Origin of the sequence: Bacillus sp. BD48, assembly GCF_046566805.1 — a bacterium.
Taxonomy (GTDB): Bacteria; Bacillota; Bacilli; order Bacillales; family Bacillaceae; genus Bacillus; species Bacillus safensis.
Genome location: NZ_JANGFM010000003.1, coordinates 158,056 through 174,698, shown reverse-complemented (window position 1 = coordinate 174,698; position 16,643 = coordinate 158,056). Strand labels below are relative to the sequence as shown.

Genomic DNA, 16,643 nt, shown 5'->3' with positions numbered 1-16,643 from the left:
ATGCAGACCCCTGTTTCTGTCAATGAAAAAAAGGAATTTATCCGGTGGTTCTTAAACCATTATCAGCTAAAGCGAAGAGAGTGTGTTTGGATATTAAATTATTTAATGAGCCACGACTCTTTGATGGAAAAGGTTCATTTTGTAGAGCAAGCAGAATTTTGCCCAAGGGGAATCATCATGTCAACACACTGTGTGGATGAAGTTCCCTTTAGATTTTATAAAGAAAATATTATGACGACAGATGCTGAAAAGTCATTTCATGATATTCGTTTGAATAAACAGCAGGATTTGTTTATTCAATTGAATTTCCGTTCTGCTTATCGTTCGCCGGAATATGCAGCTGTTCTTGAAACAAATCCTCATATTCCAAAGGATCTTTATGAGAACGAAAAAGATAAAGATCTTGCTGAGAAAGTGCTTGAACACTCAATCGCAACTTTCCAAAAAGAACGGCTCATGAAAGAGATAGATGAAGCACTTGACCGTCATGATCAAGAAACATTTAATAAGCTGGCAAAAGAATTAAGCCTATTGTCATAAACTGAACGAATAAGCCTTGCCCTATACAGGCAGGGCTTATGTCATGAAAGAGGGGAATTTGATGAGGTTTCAATCAGAGGACGCGGATCGCTTTTTGCAATCTAAAGCTTACATTGATACCGCTATCATTCCATTAGTTGGAATTGATGCGGATCAAATGAAACAAACCGTGTCTTTAGGAGAGTTTACTATTCTTGTAGCAGATGAACTTGAAAGACAGTTAAAAGGGCGGGTTTTTCTTTTTCCACCACATACATATTTGGAAGTGAGTGACCGGAAACAAGAAGACATACTCACAATGAAGCAGTCGCTCAAAGATCATTTTCAGCATGTCATATTGATCACATCTGATCACAAATGGAAAGAGCATGCTGAGATCAGTGAATCGCTATTTTTGCTCAAGCCTGTTCCGCTGGAGCATTTGAAGGTTGAATTAAAGCAAAAAATCATTCAAGACAGTGTAGAACAAATTTTGAACTTTTTGTTACAAAAATGGAACCCTTCATAAAAACCCTTACATTTGCATTGTACATAGCTTTTTAGGATGTTGACCTTGTGAATAGATTGATATATTATGAGGGTGTCCTAGTTTTATGAAATTTTTTCTAATTCAGTTATAAAGTAGCTGACGACCTGAGGGGGGGAGAAAAAAATGAGCGAGAAGAGACATGGAGTGTCCAGGCGTCAATTTTTGAATTACACGTTGACCGGCGTGGGGGGATTTATGGCCGCTGGAATGCTCATGCCTATGGTTCGCTTTGCGCTTGACCCTGTGCTAAAAGGAACAGAGGATCAGGATATGGTTCAAGTTGTCAGTGTAGATGAACTGACAAAGGAACCGAAGCGCTTTGACTTTAAAATTGATCAAGTAGATGCATGGTACGAGTCAAAGGAATCTAGGTCAGCATGGGTGTACAAAGAAGGGGATGAAATTGTCGCTTTATCGCCAATCTGTAAACATTTAGGATGTACAGTGAACTGGAACAGTGATCCGAAAAATCCAAACAAATTTTTCTGCCCGTGCCACTATGGGCTGTACGACAAGGATGGTACAAACGTACCCGGAACTCCACCGCTTGCACCGCTTGACCATTATAAGCAGCAAGTGAAGGACGGATACCTCTATCTTGGAAAAGCTGTGCCGAAAGGGGAAGGGTAACGATGCTTAACAAGATTTACGATTGGGTAGATGAGCGGCTGGACATTACACCGATATGGAGAGATATTGCGGATCACGAGGTGCCAGAGCACGTCAATCCAGCACATCATTTCTCCGCTTTTGTGTATTGTTTTGGCGGTTTAACGTTTTTTGTGACAGTCATTCAAGTTCTTTCGGGCATGTTTTTAACGATGTATTACGTGCCGGATATTAAAAATGCCTGGGAATCTGTCTATTATTTACAAAATGAAGTGGCATTTGGCCAGATTGTCAGAGGGATGCACCACTGGGGTGCGAGTTTAGTCATTGTGATGATGTTTTTACATACGCTAAGGGTCTTTTTCCAAGGGGCGTATAAAAAGCCTAGAGAGCTGAACTGGATTGTTGGTGTGCTCATTTTCTTTGTGATGCTTGGACTTGGTTTTACAGGTTATCTTTTACCATGGGATATGAAGGCGCTGTTTGCGACGAAGGTTGGTCTTCAAATTGCAGAAGCAACACCTTTCATTGGTAAAGAGATCAAAACGCTGCTTGCAGGTCATCCTGACATTGTAGGGGCACAAACGCTGACGAGATTTTTCGCTATCCATGTCTTTTTCTTGCCAGCGGCATTATTTGGGCTGATGGCTGCCCACTTTATTATGATTCGTAAGCAAGGAATTTCTGGACCGCTATAAAATGTTGCGTTTGATGAATGTTCAATGAGGAGGGGATGACTTTGCATAGGGGAAAAGGGATGAAGTTTGTCGGAGATTCTAGGATACCGGCAGAAAGAAAACCTAACATACCTAAAGACTATTCCGAATATCCGGGAAAAACAGAAGCCTTTTGGCCGAACTTTCTTTTAAAGGAATGGCTTGTAGGTGCCGTTTTTTTAGTTGGATTTCTTGTCCTAACTGTTGTTCATGCGCCTCCGCTTGAGCGGATGGCTGATCCAACAGATACTGGCTATATTCCGCTGCCAGACTGGTATTTCCTATTTTTATACCAGTTATTAAAATATGAATTTGCTGCAGGGGGCTATACTGTCGTTGGTGCGATGATTATGCCTGGAATTGCGTTTGGTGCACTTTTGCTCGCACCATTTCTTGATTCAGGTCCAGAACGCAGACCGTATAGAAGACCGATTGCAGTTGGGATGATGATCCTTGCAGTCGGCGCAGCAACATATTTAACGTGGGAGTCTGTTGCAACTCATGATTGGGAAGCAGCGGCAAAACAAGGTGAGATTAAGAAAGAAGCAGAGATTGATACTTCAGCTGAAGAGTATAAAATTTATCAAGAGCAGACATGTATCTCCTGTCACGGGGATAACATGCAGGGCGGAGCAGCCGGGCCGTCACTCGTTGACAATGGTCTTTCGCCTGAGGAGATCGCTAAAATCGCTGTAGAAGGAAAAGGCAACATGCCTAAGGGTATCTTTAAAGGCAGTGATGAAGAACTCGAAAAGCTCTCTAAATATTTATCTGAGGTCAAATCAAAATAATTCAGTTGTTTAAATGCAAGTACAAGGATATACTCAAAAGAGAAAAAGCTGGCGCTGTCAGCTTTTTTCTGATTTTAACAGATCGTGAGTGAAGAGACATATGAGATGGATTCAATATTTGCTAGCGACGCGCTACATGCTGGTGCTGGTGCTTATGATCAATTTCCTTGGCACTGTGTACGGCTACTATTGGTATATTCCGCAGCTCGTAGAGACGCCGGCTGTCTTTTTAGCTTTTGTACCAGACAGTCCAACGGCCAGCTTTTTCTTTTTATTTGTATTACTTGCGTTTTTGATGAAACGAAACGCTCCTTATTTTGAAGCACTTGCTCTTGTAACCTTGATTAAATATGGGCTATGGGCGGTAGGAATGAATATCTTTGTGCTTTTATCTGTTGATGATTTTCCGTGGGAAGGCTACATGCTGATTGGGTCTCACTTTGCGATGGCGGTACAGGCCGTATTGTTTGCGCCGTATTATCGCTTTCAAATGCGTCATCTCGTAGTAGCCGGCATTTGGATTTTACATAACGATGTGATTGATTATGTATTTGGTATGATGCCGCGTTATTCTATGCTGTCTGCCTATTCAAACGAGATCGGCTACGCGACGTTTTGGTTAAGTATCGCGGTTCTTTTTGTTTCGTATTATCTCGTTCTATCGAAAAAATCGGTCAAGCTGGAACTCCCTTAACAATGTTGGTCTAACCTTGTCCTTTTCTTCATACGCTTTAAGGAGAAGGGCTAGGAGGGACTTGCATGAAACGAAAGCCAATCGCGATGATTCTATTATTTTTTCTCGTATTACAGCCAGCTGTTGCCAAAGGTGAGGAAACAGCTGCTCACACGCTGCAAGAATTAACGGAACTATCAGATTCAATCTTTCAATTAACGAGACAAGCTAAATATGATGAGGCATTACAAGTCGCATTGTATGTTGAAAAGACATTTAAAGCTGAGAATTGGCGTGGAACTTTGACGAATACGCAGATTCGGCAAATTACACTTGGCTATCAAGATATGATAAAAGGGCTGCCGCAGGAAGAATTGAATGAGCGCGAAAAGCTTCGATATGCCTCTCAATTTAGAATGCTGCTCGATGCGATCCAGTCGGATTCTGAGCCTCTTTGGGGTTCGCTCGAGAAGCCCATTATGGGGTCTTTTCCTACTTTGAAAAAAGAAGTGAAAGATCCAGAATCGACGACATTTTATGAAACATGGAATGAGCTGGTTTCTTTATACGATATGATCTATCCGAGTTTAACCATTGATATTTCGCCTGAAAAGCTCCAAACGATTAAGCAACACATGGAAGTGATTGAGCAAGGTGAATTTTTAAAAGCATCAAGTGGGACAAAGCTTGAACGTCTCACGAAGCTGGAAGAGGATTTATCGAGTGTGTTTGCTCACGTCGATCAAGATGAAGCTGATCCATCGCTTTTATGGGTCATCTTAACAACTGGGAGTATCATTTTATTAACGTTAACGTATGTTGGATTTCGGAAATATCGTGCTGAAAAGGAAAAGAAGCAAAAACGTCAGGCTGAATATCCTAAATCATAAAAAAAAGAAGCCCAAAACTGGTGCTTCTTTTTTAATGTGGATTGAGCGGCTTTTTGTGTTCATCTAATGTGAAGCCTTCACCGAGTACATCATGCACGTCACTGACAGATACAAACGCATGAGGATCGACTGAGGTCACGACGCTTTTGAGGTGGACAAGCTCGTTTTTCGGAACAACGCAATAAAGAACGTTGCGCTCCTGTTTCGTATAGGAACCGACCCCTTTTAAAATGGTGACGCCGCGCTCCATTTCATCCGTGATTTTCTTTTGAATGATGTCATCTTTTTCAGAGATAATCATGGCGCCTTTGGCTGCGTAAGCGCCTTCTTGCATGAAGTCAATGACCTTCGCAGCAACAAACACTGCGACAAGTGTATACATGGCTTCTTTATAATTTAAGTAGGTAAGAGAGATGGTAATGACGCATGCGTCGAAGATGAACATTGTTCGTCCCATGGCGACCTGATAATGCTTATTGATGAGTCTTGCAATGATGTCCACACCGCCTGTTGTACCGCCGAATTTAAAGATGATCCCGAGGCCTGTTCCGATAAACACACCTGCAAAGAGGGCGGCTAAGGCTAAATCGTGCTGGAGAGGCATATGTATTTGAAAGCGCTGGAAGATAGCAAGAAAGACAGAAAGGCTGACTGTTCCTACAATTGTATAAGTAAACATCGTTCTGCCGAGCATTTTCCAGCCAATAAAAAAGATCGGAATGTTTAAGACAAGGTTTGAAATAGATGGGTCAATGTGAAATAGAAAATATAAAAGCAGTGTAATACCTGTAAATCCGCCTTCCGCCAAATTGTTCTGCATATTAAAATGAACAAGACCGAAAGAAAAAATCGCAGATCCTATTAAAATAAATACGATATTTTTAAGACGAATTTCTTTTAGCAAGAGATCACTCCTTTTTTTGCTTAGACAGCGATAATATTATATGGTATGGGAGAGAAACAAGCAAACTGAGTCTTAAACATTTGTCAAATATTTATGATTTCGCTAACATGTAAGAGATGGATAGGAGGGTGAGCTTCATGACGAAAGAAAAAACGCTGCGTCACGTGCAGCAAGAAGTAGATGATTACATAGGACAATTTAAAGAAGGCTATTTCAGCCCGCTTGCGATGATGGCCCGTCTGACAGAAGAATTAGGGGAGCTGGCAAGAGAGGTTAACCATTACTATGGAGAAAAGCCGAAAAAAACAACGGAAACAGAAAAAAGCATGGAAGAAGAAATTGGCGATGTTTTATTTGTGTTAACATGCCTTGCTAATTCACTTGATATTTCACTAGAAGAAGCACATGATCGTGTGATGCATAAATTCAATACAAGAGATAAAGACCGCTGGACGAAAAAAGAAGGGAAGTAGAGACGATGACGAACGAAACCATCAAAGTAGTAATCGCTGGAGCAAGAGGAAGAATGGGGATAGAGGCTGTGAAGCTGGCGGAAGAAACAGGCCATTTTGAGCTGGTGGCCGCACTTGATCACGCGCACGAAGGAAAAAAATTATCTGATGTGATTCATACGACATCTAATGCGCCAATTTATACGGATATTGATGTGTGTCTTTCAGAAACAGCACCAGATGTATTAATTGATCTTACAACACCGGAAATTGGGAAAGTACATACAAAAAAAGCACTTGAACATGGCGTGCGTCCAGTCGTAGGAACAACTGGATTTTCAGAAGATGACCTAAAAGAGCTTCAGCAATTAACAGAAGAAAAGGGCATAGGCTGTATTATTGCACCAAACTTTGCTGTCGGTGCGGTTTTAATGATGAAATTTGCCAAAATGGCAGCGAATTATTTCCCTGACGTTGAAATCATTGAGCTTCACCATGATAAAAAACTAGATGCCCCAAGCGGTACGGGCTTAAAAACGGCTGAAATGATTGCAGAAGTAAGAGAAAGCAAAAAGCAGGGACATCCAGATGAGAAAGAATTAATCGAAGGTGCACGAGGAGCAGATTATGATGGTATCCGTCTGCACAGCGTGAGACTTCCTGGTATGATTGCCCATCAAGAAGTGCTGTTTGGAATGGACGGACAGACGCTCACCATTCGTCATGATTCTTATAACCGTGCATCCTTTATGTCAGGCGTGAAACTTTCAGTGGAACAGGTCATGCATATTGATCAGCTCGTCTATGGTTTAGAAAATATCATCGACTAATAAGGAGTGGATTCCTGATGAACATTGCTTTAATCGCTCACGATAAGAAAAAAAGTGACATGATTCAATTTGCCACCGCGTACCGTGATATTTTGGCAGATCATACACTTTACGCAACAGGGACAACAGGTTTAAGAGTGAGAGAAGCGACGGGGCTTCCCATTCATCGTTTCCAGTCAGGACCACTTGGGGGAGATCAGCAGATCGGTGCTTTGATTGCTGATAATGCAATGGATCTTGTGCTCTTTTTTAGAGATCCGCTAACTGCCCAGCCGCATGAACCGGATGTATCTGCACTCATCCGGCTTTGCGATGTGTATACCATTCCATTAGCCACTAATATGGGAACCGCTGAAATTTTAGTCAGGAATTTAAATAAAGGTACGTTTGATTTTCGAGATGTAGCAAAAAACGGAGGAACAAATGAAACGACTTGATATCCTTGCATTCGGTGCCCATAGCGATGATGTAGAGATCGGAATGGGCGGAACGATTGCAAAATACGTAAAAAAAGGGGCGTGCGTCGGGATTTGCGACTTGACTCAGGCCGAATTATCTTCAAATGGAACGGTCGAGAGCCGCAAAGAAGAAGCAAAAGCCGCCGCCGCTATTTTAGGTGTCAGAGTGAGAATCCAGCTCACACTGCCAGATAGAGGGCTGTATCTAAATGATGAAGCGATGAAGGAAATTGCGGGCGTGATTCGAACATACAAACCGAAACTGATCTTCGCTCCGCACCACCAAGATCGGCATCCAGATCATGGCCATGCGGGCTCACTTGTAGAAGAGGCCGCTTTTTCTGCAGGTATACATAAATTTGAAGATTCATACAAGCAGCCAGCGCATAAAATAAGCCAAATGTATTATTACATGATTAACGGACACCATCGTCCAGATTTTGTGATCGATATTTCTGAGGAAATACACCAAAAAATTGATAGCTTGCATGCGTATAAAAGCCAATTTGTTAAATCGGCAAATTCAGTAGAGACACCTCTTGTGAACGGTTATATTGATTTTGTCAAAATGAGAGAGTCTATGTATGGAAGAGAAGTCAACAAAGCTTATGCAGAAGGGTTTATCACAAAGAAACCACTTTTGATGGACGATGACTTACTTGGGGGGTAATTATGAAAAAATTGAAGGTCGGAATTACTTGTTATCCAAGTGTCGGCGGCTCAGGCATTATAGCCACAGAGCTTGGAAAACGTTTAGCTGAAAAAGGGCACGATGTTCATTTCATTACCTCTAGCATTCCGTTTAGGCTTAATAAAGTATATCCAAATATTTATTTTCATGAGGTGGATGTGAATCAATATGCTGTTTTTCAATATCCGCCTTATGACCTTGCGCTGGCAAGTAAATTGGCAGAAGTCGCAAAACGAGAAAAGCTTGATATTATTCACGCGCATTATGCGGTCCCGCATGCCGTCTGTGCGTTCTTAGCTAAACAAATGACTGGACACTCTGTGAAAGTCGTTACGACGCTTCATGGGACGGATATTACGGTTTTAGGCTATGATCCATCATTAAAGGAAGTGATCCGGTTCGCCATCGAATCATCGGATCGCGTGACGGCGGTGTCACATTCATTAGCTGCGCAGACGTACGATCTCATCAAACCAGATAAAAAGATTGATACGATTCATAATTTTGTTGATGAACGAGTGTATTTGCGCGAAGATCACAATTTGCTAAAGACACATTATGGTCTTTTACCGAACGAAAAGGTCATCATCCATGTATCAAACTTTCGAAAGGTGAAACGGGTGCATGATGTGATTCATGTGTTTCATAAGATTTCTGAACAGGTGCAGGCAAAGCTGCTGCTTATTGGGGATGGACCTGAAAAATCGGTTGTATGCGAACTCGTGAAAAAATTAGGACTGACAGACCGAGTGTTGTTTTTAGGAAAGCAAGAGAAGGTTGAGGAGCTTTATTCAATAAGTGATTTGAAGCTGCTTCTTTCGGAGAAGGAGAGTTTTGGGCTTGTGCTTCTTGAAGCAATGGCGTGCGGTGTCCCTTGTATCGGGACAGATGTCGGCGGTATTCCAGAGGTCATTACACATGGAGAAACAGGGTTTCTTGTCCCGCTCGGCGATATAGAGGAAGCAGCAAAGCACGCAGTGTCACTGCTGAAAGACGAAGCGCTTCATGAAAAAGTGTCAGCGGCAGCTCATTCCAGTGTTCAGGCTCATTTCTCTTCTGAAAAGATTGTGAGTGAATATGAAAAGCTTTATCTAGAATTGATCGAAGGTGATGATGAAGATGAATGAACCATTCACACATGCGATCCCTATATTACATACACTGCACGAACATGGGCATCAGGCTTACTTTGTCGGCGGAGCGGTGAGAGATGTTCTATTAGGACGGGAAATTGGCGATATCGATATTGCGACAGATGCAACACCTGATAAGGTTGAGTCTTTATTTGAAAAAACAGTAGATGTCGGTAAGGAGCATGGCACTGTCATTGTGTTGCATGATGGTGTCAGCTATGAGGTCACGACGTTTCGAACGGAATCAGAATATGAAGATTTTCGCAGACCAAAAGAAGTGGCGTTTATCAAGTCGCTTAAGGAAGATCTTTTAAGAAGAGATTTAACGATTAATGCGATGGCCATGGATATAAATGGGGAAATCATTGACCATGTAGGTGGTAAACAGGATATTAAGCGGAAACGAATTCAAACCGTAGGAGATCCTGCGTGCCGTTTTCAAGAAGATGCGCTTCGCATGATGAGAGCTGTCCGTTTTTTAAGCCAGCTTGGTTTTGAGCTCGCTGATGAGACGGCTGAAGCAATGAAAAAAGATAAGCATCTGCTTGCCAACATATCGGTTGAGCGCAAAAAGATTGAAATGGAAAAGCTTTTAAAAGGCCGTCATTGTGAGCAGGCCATTCAAGTGCTCATTTCAACCAAGTTATATGAAGAGTTGCCAGGTCTCAAAGAGGATCGACTTCATGAATCCTTTCAATCCTTTCCATACTACTTACTGGATGGACTAGAAGAGGTATGGGGGGCTTTCATCCATTTGCTAGGTTTAAATGAAGCGGAGGCTGCGGCTTTCTTAAAAGAATGGAAGCTGTCAACGAAGCTTTTGAAAGACGCAGTAGCTATTAGTCAATACGTTGATTGTGACTGGGATGCGGAAAACATGTTTGAAGCTGGTGAACACGTGCTCTTATCTAGTTTGAAGATCACGCAGTTAAAACATGAGCGCCGCATTTTCTTTGATGAGCTGGAGGCAGCGAAGCATTCTTATGATGCACTGCCGATTAAAAAGCTCCAAGACCTCGCTGTTTCAGGAAAAGATTTAATGGCCTTTCGGCAAAAGACGTCTGGGAAATGGATTGCAGAGGAGCTTGATTTTGTGAAAAAAGCTGTTTTGCAAAACCGTTTGGAAAACCGAAAAGAAGCCATAGAGGAGTGGCTTACAGCATGCGATCCGCAATTAGAAAACGATTAATTGAACTATTTACAGCATCTAGCCAGGATTTTGTCTCAAGTCAGCAAATTTGTGATGAGCTTGGCTGCTCCCGAACGGCTGTGTGGAAGCATATGGAAGATTTGCGAAAAGAGGGGTATGAGGTAGAAGCAGTTAGAAGAAAAGGATACCGTCTGCTTCGTAAACCGGACAAAATTAGTGAGGACGAAATTCTGTTTGGTCTGGAAACAGAGAGCTTCGGCAGGCATATTTATTTTCAGAAAGAAGTCGCTTCAACTCAGCTGATTGCCCATGATCTTGTAAATGAAGGTGCGCCCCACGGCACAATCGTTGTCAGCGATCATCAGACGAATGGAAAAGGGCGTCTTCAAAGAACGTGGCATTCACCAGATGGGACAGGCATTTGGATGAGCCTCATTCTCCGGCCTGAAATACCGCTGCATAAAGCGCCGCAAATGACGCTTTTGGCATCTGTAGCCATTGCAGAAGCGATTAGGCAGCAAACAGGACTCAATCCATCTATTAAATGGCCAAACGATATTTTGTTGAATGGAAAAAAGGTCGTTGGCATTTTGACTGAATTAAAAGCAGAAGCTGACCAGGTTCATGCGGTCATTATTGGCCCGGGCATTAATGTGAACCAGACAGCCGATGACTTCCCAGATGAACTAAAGGATGTCGCCACAAGTCTGCGGATGGAACTGAATGAAAAAGTGGATCGTGCTGCACTCATACAACAGATCATGTCCACTTTTGAAAAAAGATATGATGATTATATGAAGCAAGGATTTGCACCGATTAAACAATTATGGGAATCGTTTGCGATGACGATCGGTCAACATATTGTTGCCCGCACCGTCAATGGGCAATATACGGGGAAGGCGCTTGGAATCAATGAAGAAGGTGTTTTATTGCTTGAAACGGAGGACGGTATCCAAAAAATCTACTCCGCAGATATTGAGATCAAGTCAACTTGAGTGGAACACCCGGCACATTTTTGATATACTTCGTGTGGGCAGTATCTGCAAAGAACTGTACCTGTTAGAAAGAAAAATTTGATAAATTTCTGCCTTGATCCTAAGGGACTTGGACAGAGGGATGATTCGCCGCACATGAGAAATCAAAGCATGTGATGTGAGGCAAGCCATCTCCTCTCCAGAATGAGGAGGAACAAATGAAGACAAAGCTAGATTTTTTCAAAATGAAAGAACAAAACGAACCTATTGTGATGCTGACCGCATACGACTATCCAGCTGCAAAGCAAGCGGAAAAAGCGGAAGTCGACATGATCTTAGTTGGTGATTCACTTGGGATGGTTGTACTTGGACTAGATTCCACAGTTCAAGTCACGATGGATGACATGATCCATCACACAAAAGCAGTGAAAAGAGGCGCAAAAGACACATTTGTTGTGACTGATATGCCATTTATGTCTTACCATTATTCGTTAGAAGAAACAATGAAAAATGCTGCACGCATCATGCAGGAAAGCGGTGCCGATGCCTTAAAGCTAGAAGGCGGAGATGGGGTATTCGAATCCATTCAAGCTCTAACAAGAGGCGGAATTCCTGTCGTCAGTCATTTAGGCCTCACACCTCAATCAGTTGGTGTACTTGGCGGGTATAAAGTGCAAGGAAAAGATCATGAGAGTGCTCAAAAATTGATTGAAGACAGCTTGAAATGTGAGGAAGCCGGTGCAATCGCACTTGTGCTGGAATGCGTACCTGGCGAACTGACAAAACGAATTACCGACATGCTGAAGATTCCTGTGATCGGAATTGGTGCAGGAGCTGAGGCAGACGGACAAGTTCTCGTTTACCATGATGTGGTAGGATACGGGGTGTCTAGAACACCTAAATTTGTGAAACAATACGCGCAAATTGATACTGTTTTAGAAGAAGCGCTCATTCAATATACAAAAGAAGTAAAAGCACGCACATTTCCAGAGGACATGCATACGTTTCATATCAAAGAAGAAGTCCTTGATGGCTTATATGGGGGAATCAAAAAATGAACGTTGTCACCCATATTCACGAACTAAAAGAATTGATCAAGCAGCATCAAGAAAAGCAGCATTCCATCGGCTTTGTGCCGACGATGGGCTTTCTTCATGAAGGCCATCTGACTCTGGCGAAAGAGGCAAGAGATCAAAATGACATTGTCGTGATGAGTATTTTTGTCAATCCTTTGCAATTTGGGCCAAATGAAGACTTTGAATCCTATCCAAGGGATATGGAAAGAGACCAGCGTCTTGCAGAACAAGCAGGGGTGGATATTTTATTTACACCTGATGTGAAGGAAATGTACCAAAATGAACCATCTATTACGATGACGGTTCAAAAGCGGACAGATGTCTTATGCGGAAAAAAACGTCCAGGACATTTTGACGGCGTTGTCACTGTGCTTACGAAGCTGTTTCATCTTGTGTCACCTACAAATGTCTACTTTGGTCTAAAGGATGCACAGCAAGTCGCTGTGATCGATGCGATGATCAAGGATTTCTTCTTTGATCTTCACCTTGTATCTGTACCGACAGTCAGAGAAGAAGACGGTTTAGCAAAAAGCTCAAGGAATGTGTACTTGTCAGAAAAAGAAAGACAAGAAGCACCCGCTTTATACCGCGCATTAAAAAAAGGCCGGTCAGCTGTTGAAAAAGGTGAACGTGATGTCAGTCGTGTATATCTGCTGATAGAAGAGGAACTTGTTCACACGGGCGGAGAAATTGATTATATTGAGATCTACTCGTATCCAGAACTTGAGCCGCTTCAGCAGTTAGCAGGTCAAGTCATTATGGCCATTGCGGTGAAATTCTCACGGGCAAGACTAATTGATAATGTGATTTTCCATGTTCCTGAAAGCGGTGAAAAACATGTATAGAACCTTTATGACATCTAAGCTTCATAAAGCGACGGTAACAGAAGCAAACTTACATTATGTAGGAAGTATTACAATAGACGAAGATTTACTTGATGCGGCAGGTATGATGGCAAATGAGAAAGTACAAATTGTCAATAATCATAATGGCGCGAGACTTGAAACATATATTATTCCCGGCGAAAGAAAGAGCGGTGTCATTTGTCTAAATGGGGCGGCAGCGAGACTCGTTCAGCCAGGGGATGAAGTCATTATTATCGCTTATGGGATGCTGTCAGAAGAAGAAGCAAAGACACATACACCAAAAGTGGTCGTGTTAAATAAACAAAACCAAATTGAACAAATGATTGGGCAAGAGCCTGCGAGAACGATTTTATAACGCAAGTTCGATGGAAACAGAACAGTTTCATGAAAAGAAGCTGTTCTGTTTCATCTATTTTGTCCAGAGCGTGTTTCACTTCGGGGTGAAACGAGGAATTGAGGTGTCCATTTTATGACCGATCAAAGGTTTGTTGTCGTTGATATTGAAACCACCGGAAATTCACCTAAAAAGGGTGATAAAATCATTCAAATAGCTGCGGTGGTCATTGAAAATGGACAAATTGTCGAACGGTATTCAAAATATGTGAACCCGGGAAAAGCAATCCCTGGATTTATTGAACAGCTTACAGGCATTCAGCAGCACATGGTTGATGATGCGGTGTTTTTTGAGGATATTGCCCAAGAGGTGTATGATCTCATACAGGGTGCTTATTTTGTTGCGCACAATGTTCATTTTGACTTGAATTTTTTAAATGATGAACTAAAAGCATGCGGGAAAAATGAGCTGGATGTGCTAGCAATTGATACAGTTGAGATTTCTAGAATTCTTTATCCTGAGCTTGAAGGTTATAAGCTCACTGAATTAAGTGAAGAGCTCATGCTTCCACATGACCACCCGCATAGGGCGGATAGTGATGCGGAAGTTACTGCCATGTTATTTTTAACATTATTCCATCAATTAAAAAATACACCGCGAAATGTGCTGAAACAGCTGCGCAGATTATCCTCTTATCTCTTAAGTGATATAGGACTTTTAATTAAGCAGCTTGAAACGAGCCATGCGAGCCGGGAAGATTCTTTGGTGGAAGTCGGTTCTTTTTCTGTAAAAGATGTCACCAACCCTATCACTGAGACGACACATTCAGCAGGTGAAGATAATGAACAGCTGTTTGAGGAAATCAAAAAGAAGCTCCCGCAAACGATAGAAGGCTATGAAGTAAGAGAAGGCCAGCTCACGATGATGAATAAAGTGAGAGACGTGTTTCATGAAAGAGCCTATGCATTAATTGAAGCGGCACCGGGCATTGGAAAAACGCTGGCTTACCTCATCCCAGCTGCTCTAGAAGCGAAGAAATCAGGAAAACCTGTCATTATTAGTACATATTCCATTCTTTTGCAGCAGCAAATGCTTCAGCGCGATGTGCCGATGTTGAATCAACTGCTCCCGTTTGAGCCTTCTGCCTGTGTATTTAAAGGACGGGCGCATTATATTTGTTTAGATAAGTTTGAGCATGTGCTTCATGAGGAAGATGATAACTATGATGTCGTCTTAACGAAGGCGCAAATTTTAATGTGGCTCCTTGTAACAGAAACAGGTGATTTATCTGAACTGAATCTACCGTCAGGAGCTGCCAATATAAAAGACCGCATTTCCTGTGTGCATATGCCGTTTACATCGAAAAAGCGCCGCTTTAAAGAGTATTGCTTTTATGAGCGCGCCAAAAGAAGGGCAAAAACAGCTGATTTAATTTTAACAAATCATCGTCTGCTCTTATCACAATCGGAGGCATCGTCTATCTTTCAGCATGCTGACGTATATGTGATAGATGAAGCCCATCAATTTGAGAAAACAGCCAATGAAACACTAGGGGATAGTGCGTCTTATATTCAGCTTCATGCAAAATTAACGCAGCTTGGCTCCTTACAAGGCGGACTGTTAAAGAAACTGAAAAAGAGATTTCATCATGCAGGGTTACAGACGGACACCTTTATCGAAATGGATGAGTATCTGAATCAGCTTCAAATGGAAAGTGACGCTTTCTTTAGCACCGTTCATTCATTTGTGAAAAGGACAAAACCAAAAGCCGACATCAATCGTCTCATTCATAGAGTACGTCATCATTCGAAGCATGCTCAGTGGAAACGGATTAAAGAAACGGCAAGTAAGCTTTGTTCTTTGTTAATTGCTTGTGAGAAGCTGTATGAGCAGCAAAAAAACGAGCTTCTTCAAAAAAGTGATCAGCTGACAGAGCACTTTGCCTTTGAAGCAGAGGAATACGATCAAGTCATGTCGTTTATGCATACATTTTGCAGTACGCTTTACCGGTTTATCTTTGAACCGAAAAACGATGAAACGGTTTGGATTGAAATTGATGCAAAGGGTGCGAAAAACGCAGTCTTTATGCATGCACAGCCGTTAGATACTGGGGAGCTTTTGGCTGATCGTTTCTTTATGAACAAAAAGAGTGTCGTTCTCACTTCAGGGACGCTCACCATCAATCACCGCTTTGATTATTGCTTGGAACGGTTTGGGCTGCAAGATTTTTACCCTCATCTTGTGCAAATTGATTCACCTTTCGAACTTGAAAAACAGCTCAAGGTTATTGTTCCGGCAGACATGCCGCCGATTACGAACCGTGATGAACGAGATTATGTGAAGCAAGCCGCACGATATATTAAGATCATGGAAAAACAGCATCATGCAAAAATATTGGTATTGTTTAATTCACATGAGATGTTAAAAGCAGTCTATGAAGAGCTAAAAACAGAAGGGATGCAGTCAGCCCTATTTGCTCAAGGTTTGACAGGCGGAAGCCCTGTAAAATTAACGAAAATGTTCAAATTAGCAAAACAAGCCATTTTACTTGGTACGGGTAGCTTTTGGGAGGGTGTTGATTTTCCAGGCTCAGAGCTGACAACAGTCATCATGGCACGTCTTCCGTTCCGGCCGCCTGATTCTCCGCTCATTGAAGCAAAATGTGATGCAGCTAAAAAACAAGGGAAAAATCCGTTTAAAGCCGTCGCTTTACCAGAAGCTGTGTTAACCTTTAAGCAAGGAGCTGGACGCTTGCTGCGCTCTGAAAAAGACATAGGCACATTGCTGATTTTAGACCGCCGAGTGAAAACCGCTTCATATGGAAAACTATTTTTAGAATCACTCCCTCATGCACCAGTTCACGAGATGTCAAAAGAGTCACTTGAAGCGTATATAGAAGACCTTAACAACGAAAAGCCGCTGTCATAAGCGGCCTTTAGCTGGTGTGGGTTTGGAGTTAATTTATCGTAACGGCTTTTTGTGTTCCGTTGTAAAAATAGTATCGGTTCCCGTGCAGAAAAGTATGAC

The 16,643-nt window shown here is 42.1% G+C and carries 19 protein-coding genes; 18 read left to right on the top strand and 1 reads right to left on the bottom strand.

Annotated elements, in window-relative coordinates; all coding sequences use genetic code 11:
- From ACLGGR_RS10810 to ypjB, 7 genes are all read left to right on the top strand, one after another.
- Complete coding sequence (locus tag ACLGGR_RS10810) at nucleotides 1-540, top strand: ReoY family proteolytic degradation factor (protein ID WP_008344562.1); 540 nt, start codon at nucleotides 1-3, stop codon at nucleotides 538-540.
- 61 nt (nucleotides 541-601) lie between these two features.
- On the top strand, nucleotides 602-1,048 hold the full coding sequence (locus tag ACLGGR_RS10805; RefSeq protein WP_251216624.1) for a YpiF family protein: 447 nt from the start codon (nucleotides 602-604) through the stop codon (nucleotides 1,046-1,048).
- Between the two features lie 144 nt (nucleotides 1,049-1,192).
- Nucleotides 1,193-1,699 (top strand): ubiquinol-cytochrome c reductase iron-sulfur subunit, encoded by a 507-nt coding sequence (locus tag ACLGGR_RS10800; RefSeq protein WP_007500911.1) that lies wholly within the window; start codon nucleotides 1,193-1,195, stop codon nucleotides 1,697-1,699.
- A gap of 2 nt (nucleotides 1,700-1,701) precedes the next feature.
- Nucleotides 1,702-2,376, top strand: coding sequence for a menaquinol-cytochrome c reductase cytochrome b subunit (gene qcrB, locus ACLGGR_RS10795; protein WP_003215804.1), 675 nt, complete (start codon nucleotides 1,702-1,704; stop codon nucleotides 2,374-2,376).
- A gap of 41 nt (nucleotides 2,377-2,417) precedes the next feature.
- The gene (locus tag ACLGGR_RS10790) at nucleotides 2,418-3,185 is read left to right on the top strand and encodes a menaquinol-cytochrome c reductase cytochrome b/c subunit (RefSeq protein ID WP_142945871.1); all 768 of its coding nucleotides are present in this window, start codon (nucleotides 2,418-2,420) and stop codon (nucleotides 3,183-3,185) included.
- A gap of 100 nt (nucleotides 3,186-3,285) precedes the next feature.
- Complete coding sequence (lhaT, locus tag ACLGGR_RS10785) at nucleotides 3,286-3,879, top strand: lipoprotein heptaprenylglyceryl N-acetyltransferase LhaT (protein ID WP_142945870.1); 594 nt, start codon at nucleotides 3,286-3,288, stop codon at nucleotides 3,877-3,879.
- Between the two features lie 65 nt (nucleotides 3,880-3,944).
- Nucleotides 3,945-4,748, top strand: coding sequence for a sporulation protein YpjB (ypjB, locus tag ACLGGR_RS10780; protein ID WP_251216625.1), 804 nt, complete (start codon nucleotides 3,945-3,947; stop codon nucleotides 4,746-4,748).
- Between the two features lie 31 nt (nucleotides 4,749-4,779).
- Here ypjB and ACLGGR_RS10775 read toward each other — a convergent pair whose 3' ends face one another.
- Nucleotides 4,780-5,652 carry a YitT family protein gene (locus tag ACLGGR_RS10775; RefSeq protein ID WP_024422789.1) on the bottom strand — a complete coding sequence of 291 codons (873 nt, stop codon included), beginning with the start codon at nucleotides 5,650-5,652 and terminating at the stop codon, nucleotides 4,780-4,782.
- A gap of 137 nt (nucleotides 5,653-5,789) precedes the next feature.
- On the opposite strand from ACLGGR_RS10775, the gene ACLGGR_RS10770 reads away from it, so the two are divergent.
- From ACLGGR_RS10770 to dinG, 11 genes are all read left to right on the top strand, one after another.
- Nucleotides 5,790-6,125, top strand: coding sequence for a nucleotide pyrophosphohydrolase (locus ACLGGR_RS10770; RefSeq protein ID WP_024422788.1), 336 nt, complete (start codon nucleotides 5,790-5,792; stop codon nucleotides 6,123-6,125).
- A gap of 5 nt (nucleotides 6,126-6,130) precedes the next feature.
- Nucleotides 6,131-6,934 carry a 4-hydroxy-tetrahydrodipicolinate reductase gene (dapB, locus tag ACLGGR_RS10765; protein ID WP_410973069.1) on the top strand — a complete coding sequence of 268 codons (804 nt, stop codon included), beginning with the start codon at nucleotides 6,131-6,133 and terminating at the stop codon, nucleotides 6,932-6,934.
- 17 nt (nucleotides 6,935-6,951) lie between these two features.
- Nucleotides 6,952-7,371, top strand: coding sequence for a methylglyoxal synthase (gene mgsA / locus ACLGGR_RS10760; protein WP_095408866.1), 420 nt, complete (start codon nucleotides 6,952-6,954; stop codon nucleotides 7,369-7,371).
- On the top strand, nucleotides 7,358-8,062 hold the full coding sequence (gene bshB1, locus ACLGGR_RS10755) for a bacillithiol biosynthesis deacetylase BshB1 (RefSeq protein ID WP_410973068.1): 705 nt from the start codon (nucleotides 7,358-7,360) through the stop codon (nucleotides 8,060-8,062). The genes mgsA and bshB1 overlap by 14 nt, the downstream gene beginning before the upstream one ends.
- A gap of 2 nt (nucleotides 8,063-8,064) precedes the next feature.
- Entirely contained in the window at nucleotides 8,065-9,210 is a 1,146-nt protein-coding gene (gene bshA / locus ACLGGR_RS10750; RefSeq protein ID WP_410973067.1) for an N-acetyl-alpha-D-glucosaminyl L-malate synthase BshA, read from the top strand.
- Nucleotides 9,203-10,405 (top strand): CCA tRNA nucleotidyltransferase, encoded by a 1,203-nt coding sequence (locus ACLGGR_RS10745; RefSeq protein WP_142945866.1) that lies wholly within the window; start codon nucleotides 9,203-9,205, stop codon nucleotides 10,403-10,405. The genes bshA and ACLGGR_RS10745 overlap by 8 nt, the downstream gene beginning before the upstream one ends.
- Entirely contained in the window at nucleotides 10,378-11,361 is a 984-nt protein-coding gene (locus tag ACLGGR_RS10740; RefSeq protein WP_251216628.1) for a biotin--[acetyl-CoA-carboxylase] ligase, read from the top strand. Before ACLGGR_RS10745 ends, ACLGGR_RS10740 begins: the two co-directional genes overlap by 28 nt.
- A 197-nt stretch (nucleotides 11,362-11,558) precedes the next feature.
- Complete coding sequence (panB, locus tag ACLGGR_RS10735) at nucleotides 11,559-12,398, top strand: 3-methyl-2-oxobutanoate hydroxymethyltransferase (RefSeq protein ID WP_024422781.1); 840 nt, start codon at nucleotides 11,559-11,561, stop codon at nucleotides 12,396-12,398.
- Nucleotides 12,395-13,261, top strand: coding sequence for a pantoate--beta-alanine ligase (gene panC, locus ACLGGR_RS10730; protein WP_410973066.1), 867 nt, complete (start codon nucleotides 12,395-12,397; stop codon nucleotides 13,259-13,261). The genes panB and panC overlap by 4 nt, the downstream gene beginning before the upstream one ends.
- Complete coding sequence (panD, locus tag ACLGGR_RS10725; RefSeq protein WP_024422780.1) at nucleotides 13,254-13,637, top strand: aspartate 1-decarboxylase; 384 nt, start codon at nucleotides 13,254-13,256, stop codon at nucleotides 13,635-13,637. Before panC ends, panD begins: the two co-directional genes overlap by 8 nt.
- Nucleotides 13,638-13,751: 114 nt before the next feature.
- Nucleotides 13,752-16,544: an ATP-dependent DNA helicase DinG gene (gene dinG, locus ACLGGR_RS10720; protein ID WP_410973065.1), complete on the top strand. Its 2,793-nt coding sequence runs from the start codon at nucleotides 13,752-13,754 to the stop codon at nucleotides 16,542-16,544.
- The last annotated feature ends 99 nt before the right edge of the window (nucleotides 16,545-16,643 follow it).